The 3,623-nt window shown below is 64.3% G+C and carries 7 protein-coding genes; 6 read left to right on the forward strand and 1 reads right to left on the reverse strand.

What is annotated here, in order from left to right:
• Nucleotides 1-237 precede the first annotated feature (237 nt).
• Complete coding sequence (locus MKL01_RS01480) at nt 238-462, forward strand: hypothetical protein (RefSeq protein WP_243903468.1); 225 nt, start codon at nt 238-240, stop codon at nt 460-462.
• 51 nt (nt 463-513) lie between these two features.
• On the opposite strand, the gene MKL01_RS01485 is transcribed toward MKL01_RS01480, so the two are convergent.
• Nucleotides 514-870, reverse strand: a complete 357-nt coding sequence (locus MKL01_RS01485) for a hypothetical protein (RefSeq protein WP_243903469.1) — start codon at nt 868-870, stop codon at nt 514-516.
• A 244-nt stretch (nt 871-1,114) separates the two neighbouring features.
• Between MKL01_RS01485 and MKL01_RS01490 the strand changes: the two genes are divergently transcribed.
• The 5 genes from MKL01_RS01490 (at nt 1,115) to MKL01_RS01510 (ending at nt 3,419) form a co-directional block, all read left to right on the forward strand.
• A complete protein-coding gene (locus tag MKL01_RS01490; protein WP_243903470.1) occupies nt 1,115-1,636 on the forward strand; it encodes a hypothetical protein in 522 nt (173 codons plus the stop codon).
• Between the two features lie 67 nt (nt 1,637-1,703).
• The gene (locus tag MKL01_RS01495) at nt 1,704-1,904 is read left to right on the forward strand and encodes a hypothetical protein (RefSeq protein WP_243903471.1); all 201 of its coding nucleotides are present in this window, start codon (nt 1,704-1,706) and stop codon (nt 1,902-1,904) included.
• A gap of 88 nt (nt 1,905-1,992) precedes the next feature.
• A complete protein-coding gene (locus MKL01_RS01500; RefSeq protein WP_243903472.1) occupies nt 1,993-2,367 on the forward strand; it encodes a hypothetical protein in 375 nt (124 codons plus the stop codon).
• A 31-nt stretch (nt 2,368-2,398) separates the two neighbouring features.
• Nucleotides 2,399-2,869, forward strand: coding sequence for a tellurite resistance TerB family protein (locus MKL01_RS01505; RefSeq protein WP_243903473.1), 471 nt, complete (start codon nt 2,399-2,401; stop codon nt 2,867-2,869).
• Between the two features lie 370 nt (nt 2,870-3,239).
• Nucleotides 3,240-3,419, forward strand: coding sequence for a hypothetical protein (locus MKL01_RS01510; RefSeq protein ID WP_243903474.1), 180 nt, complete (start codon nt 3,240-3,242; stop codon nt 3,417-3,419).
• Nucleotides 3,420-3,623: the final 204 nt, after the last annotated feature.

Raw genomic sequence — 3,623 nt, forward strand, 5'->3', positions numbered from 1 at the left:
ATTCGGCCGCGCGCAACCAAGCATAGCCGTGTGCGTTCTTGGGAAGCGGCGCCGTTGGGCGCCAGAGGCTTCCCCCATGCTGCTGATCGCGTCCCTCGTGGCGGGCACATTCGTGCTGGCCACATCGTTCTCGCTCATCGCTGCCCTGACAGACTAGGCCACCCCTCCAACAGATCCCGTCGGGAACTCCGGCTCGGCCCCGCGCCTTGGCCTCCCACAACGACATGGGAGGCGGGCATGGGTCAGGACGTAGACGCGGCGCGGGAGGCGTTTGGAACGGTACCGCCGGGCCGGCCGATCGGTGAGATGAAGAAGCCCGATCCAACGGCTGGTGGCAGCGGTCCGAACTCTCCGGGCAGCCCAGAGCCTGATGCCGGCGAAGGGCCTGAGAGCGGCGGCTACGACAACCGGCCGGACGTTCCCAAGCCCGACAACGCCAAGGGCGGCCACGGCACCGGCTGATCATTGGCCACCTTCGAGAAGGACGGCGGGCGGTGGGTGGTTATGCGCGCATCAGTCCTTGAAGATCCGGGCCTCATCCTTCGCGGACGCCTCGCGTTGATCGGTGCACCACTGCAGCTCACCGACTTCCTTCACCTCGGCGTAGCGCCGCGCCAGCTCGTCTTTGAAGGCGGCGTTGGCCCCTTCCTGGCCGAGCACCTTGGTGGCCACGTCGCGTGTGGTCTGTGAGATCCGTAGCGCGGTCGTGCCGTCGATCGCGTAGTGCTTGCCGCAGAACGTGATGATGGCCGACTGCGCGCTGGAGGCCCGAAGTAGGGCCAGGGCCTGCTCCTCCTGGGTCTGCGCATGGACGGGCACAGCGTACACGCTGACGGCAAGGGCCAAGGCGACGTGAGCTCGGTAGTTCACGGGTATGTCTCTGGTGATCTACAGAGCAACGGCCTACCGGGTCGCAGGTTGCCGATCGATCCACCCCATGTTCGTCTGGGCGATGGTGCCGTGCCAGGTGTGGTACGCGCAGGAGGTAGTGCTTCGCGCCAGAGGCGCAATTCACGCGATCCACCGACCCCCGAACGAAGCAGCTTAGCGGAACCAGGAACCCGCCGGCGCACTCCTTCGGACTAGCATGGCCAATGAAAACCGGGGAAACCTAATGCGACTGTCCCTCACCGCTTCACTCACACTCGTGCTCCTGACACCTGTTGCCCACGCAGCGGGGCAGACGAAGGATGAGGCCGTGACCATCGGGCCCTGGCAGGTGGAAGCAGCCTACAAAGGCCAGAAGTTCGAGCGATGCGTGATGAGCCGTGAGACTGCGGATGGTGTCGATGTGCGCTTCACGCGTGACGCCGAAGGCCTCAACCTGAGCATGAGGTCGCCGAAGTGGAAACTCGGGCGCAACAAGAGCTACCCGGTCGAGTTGGCTGCCGGCACCTCAGTCCTGAAGGCCGATGTCGAGGCCGCCGGTGACGCCGTGTCGGTGCCGATCAAGGACGACCGGTTCCTCAAGTCGCTCAAGCTCGCCGATGGCCTGGAGGTGAGAGGCGAGGGCTCGACCATCCAGGTGGCGCTGGACAAAAGCGCGGCAGGGCTGGAGCGGCTAGAGAGCTGCTACACGAAGAACCTCGCCCCGACCGAGACCAACCCGTTTGTGGCTCCTAGCAAGAAGCCATGATTGGCGCTCGATTGTCCTCACATCGCGTGCATGGGTTCGCTAACGCTACGTCACCACGGTGGGGCGTATGTCGAAGCATACCATCCGCACCCTCCACGCGCTCCTGTGGATCAGCGCCCTGATGCTGTGCTGTTTCTGCGCCGCCATGCTGGCTGAGGCGAACAAGCCGAGGCTGGAAGGTGCTGAACGTCGGCTCGTCGGTGACCCTGCCGTGACCGGATTGGTCGCGCGTATGCGCTGGTGCGGGGCGGCTTCTTGGTGTCGCTGATCGTCGACCGGTCCGAAGACACCGCTATCGACAGGCTTCGTTAACCATAGGCTTCCAACCTGCGGGCGACAGCTTGCAGGAACCCCTCGTGAACCAGGTCCGTTTGATCACCGCCGAGGATTTCGCGGACGACTGCCCGGTGTCGCTCGGGCTCGCGATGCGCCTCACTCGGGCTGAGCCCGATACACTGCTTGATCTCCTCGACGGTATCCCGGCGGCGCCTCGGGCGCGGTTAGCCCTGTGGTTGTATGGTCGCAGCCACACTCACGAGATCGGCGTGCGGGTCGCGGCGACCTGCGAGCGAGTCAGCTTGCATCAAGCCGGCGGCCCCGTCGGCGATGCCCTCCATGAGCTATCCCGCCGACCCTATACGGCGCCGAGCCATGGCATGCACAGTGGCAACGGACGGCGGCACGTCAGCCTCGGCGGATCTCGCAGCTCATCCGTCGACGCGAGCCTGTGACGACTAATCTCCTTCAACCTGTCGGATCGCGATGAACGCCCTCAAGGACCTGCTGACCCGCTTCGGCCGAACCGTCACAGCCTATGCTGGCGATGACGCGCTGATGCAGGCGGGGATCTCGGCCTCAGCCAACGTCATCGTCGCTGACGGCGAGGTCGCCGGTGACGAATTTGAAACTGCGCTGGTCGGTCTGCGTGCAAACCCCATCATCGAGAAGGGCTACGACCTCCTGATGCTGGAGGAGGCGCTGTACGAGGCGATCGCACGGGCACGAACCCGCGCTGGCCGGGTCGAGAACTTGCGCCGGGTTGCGGCCATCGCCGGGCGTCCGATGGAACAGCGGCAGGACGCGTTTCTCATCGCCGCTGATGTGGCTGACCATGAGGGCGTCAGCGAAATCGAAGACAAGGCGCTGGCTGAGATTGCTGCGGCCCTCATCGTCAATAAGTCCGAGTTGATGCAGACCGCGCTCGCACGAACTCTGCCAAGGCTGTCGGCCTAGTTTTCTGCCTGCGGCGAACGCACCAATCCACGTCCTTGGCGCTTGGCGTTCGAGTCGACACGGTTGGTAGATAGGACGGTGGCGGCTGAGCGGATACGGCGATCGTACATTCGCGATTAGCTATCCCGAACGAGCGAGCGGAACAGCAAGCTTAGCCGTCTGTTCTGCCAGAATGGAACATTATCGATCCACCCTCGCCACCACAGCGATTGCTGCCCTCGGGCTGTTCGTCGCCGCCCACGTTCTTCACCCGGGCAACTACGAGAGGGCGGATCGTAGAGCACGGGTCGTCACGGTGGCTGCCGAGGCGCCAGCTATGCCGTGCAGTTGGACTGACCCGCCACGGAGACTGCAGGGTAGCGAGCCTGCCATGCTGATGGCGGACAGCTCAGCGCTGCTGGCGCATCGTTCGACGGTAGTTTTGCCGCCGGGAGAGCGGACGTTTCCGAGATTGTCGGGCAAGCTGGTGGCGCCGACCGCTCAGAAGGCTGTCGACGGTGACCCGATTGGTGACCTGATCCGCAACTTAGACCTCGATCAGGACGGCTGACGGCCGGGCCAGCTTCTGCAGCCTCGAACTCAGGCGTAAGGACCGCTGAACAGGTCCCCGAGCGCCTTCCTGCGGAACAGTGTGCGCCAGCGTCGTCTCTGATGCTCAGGCCGGTCGTGGATCATGTGGCATATGTGGACGGCCCCCAGCTCGCAAGATGAAGTCAGCTTGGATGATCGGATCGCTTGCGTTCATATGTCCGGC

The organism is Methylobacterium sp. J-070, assembly GCF_022829385.1.
Taxonomy (GTDB): Bacteria; Pseudomonadota; Alphaproteobacteria; order Rhizobiales; family Beijerinckiaceae; genus Methylobacterium.